The 245-nt window shown below is 40.8% G+C and carries 1 protein-coding gene; it reads left to right on the forward strand.

Going from position 1 to position 245, the window contains the following annotated elements; genetic code table 11:
* Positions 1-245, forward strand: a 245-nt coding sequence (locus J7R07_RS08180; protein WP_208436346.1) for a hypothetical protein, incomplete at both ends; no start/stop codon positions are given.

The raw sequence follows: 245 nt of genomic DNA on the forward strand, positions 1-245 counted from the left end.
TCTTTAGGAGGTGGAGCTCAGTATGAGAATGGCGAATGGAAAGCCCCAAAGTTTAAGGTTCATGTAGTCAAGGAAGATGGCAGTGCAGTTGAAGAGCAAAGTTATGCTGATGTAGCGAAAGCGTTTGCTGGTGTAGGCAATTCTATCACGAATATTCATAAAGAACTTAAGAATGAGATTACCCAAGTTGTAGGAGATAGTCTTGTTAAGCAGGATGCTGCAGGTGTTATCAATATTGGTAAAGA

The organism is Bartonella phoceensis (assembly GCF_902825145.1).
Taxonomy (GTDB): Bacteria; Pseudomonadota; Alphaproteobacteria; order Rhizobiales; family Rhizobiaceae; genus Bartonella; species Bartonella phoceensis.